This is a genomic window from Vibrio sp. 10N.222.46.A1, assembly GCF_041473595.1.
In the GTDB taxonomy this organism is placed as follows: Bacteria; Pseudomonadota; Gammaproteobacteria; order Enterobacterales; family Vibrionaceae; genus Vibrio; species Vibrio tasmaniensis_A.
Genome location: NZ_JBFRSN010000425.1, coordinates 1 through 1118, shown reverse-complemented (window position 1 = coordinate 1118; position 1118 = coordinate 1). Strand labels below are relative to the sequence as shown.

Sequence of the window (1118 nt, the reverse complement as noted above, 5' to 3'; positions counted from 1 at the left end):
GTAAAAGCAAGAGCCAGGCATTCCAGTGTTTGGCTAGAACTGACGGTTTTGTTCCCAGAAACAGAACTCAATAAGCCGTACTGGGGGCAAGGCATCGCGAGAGGTCATGTGATTACTGAAACAAATAAGGTAGGGCTGAATAGTCGTGCTGTAGTCATAGGATGGGTGACAAACAACCATCAATACATCGAAACATAAAAGAGTGGATCATCCCCTTAATTATAAAATGGAGACTTAAAAGATGAAATATCTCTCACACTATATTCAAGACAAACAAACTCAGGCTTTTAATGAGGCAGGGGCGTTCTTTGCTTTTTCTAATCAACAGTTCGATGATGAAAAAAAAGAGGGCGTGAAATATGCGTCGCTAGGTATGGGGTTAATTTGCCCAGTTGATAATGCCAAGCAATTAATGACTCGTTTAGATTCTATCGCTCAAGAAGGGATCGCCGAAGATATCAAAGAGAACGGAAAAAAAGCGATCATTCGTCGTGAGTTATTTAATCATGAGTGTTTCTACACCAATGATATTTGTGACTGTGTGGAAAAGCTCGAAGGGTATGGCATCACTTACGATGAAATTCATGAAGTGTTTAATCATATTCGTAAAACGGAAGACGTTTATTAAGCGTGAAAATAAAGCGCCTTGATATTTGCTGTCTCAAATATCAAGGCATGTTCAATTACATCGGAGTTAGATTTAATGAACATTCTGAATGCTACACAAGATAGAGAAGAAACGAAAGCAAAATGTTACGTTTGTACGGCCGTTCCGTTTTCGTTGGGTAAAGTGGTCTATACGCAAGGTATTGAGCAGTTATTAGATAATAATGTCGGTGCTAACTTGTCGATTTATTTGCAGCGTCACCAAAGTGGAGATTGGGGAGAGACTTGCATTGAAGATAAAATCACCAATGACGAAGCAACCAAAACAGGCGAGAGAGTGATATCGAATTATACGATTTGTGATCAATCGGTTTGGATAATAACTGAACGTGACCGCAGCGTGACCACAATTTTATTACCTTGTGAATATTGATATCTCAATGGGATGGCATAAAATGAGAGTCCTATTATTAGGGCTCTTTTTTATGATGAAACCATTACTTTATCTTTCG

General features: G+C 38.9%; 2 protein-coding genes and 1 pseudogene. All 3 read left to right on the top strand.

Features of this window, described 5'->3' with window-relative positions; genetic code table 11:
- Positions 1-198: pseudogene (locus AB4496_RS13210) on the top strand (hypothetical protein); the annotation flags it as partial.
- Positions 199-241: 43 nt separating this feature from the next.
- Complete coding sequence (locus tag AB4496_RS13205; RefSeq protein WP_017101067.1) at positions 242-628, top strand: hypothetical protein; 387 nt, start codon at positions 242-244, stop codon at positions 626-628.
- A gap of 75 nt (positions 629-703) precedes the next feature.
- Positions 704-1039: a hypothetical protein gene (locus AB4496_RS13200; protein ID WP_016766862.1), complete on the top strand. Its 336-nt coding sequence runs from the start codon at positions 704-706 to the stop codon at positions 1037-1039.
- Positions 1040-1118 lie beyond the last annotated feature (79 nt).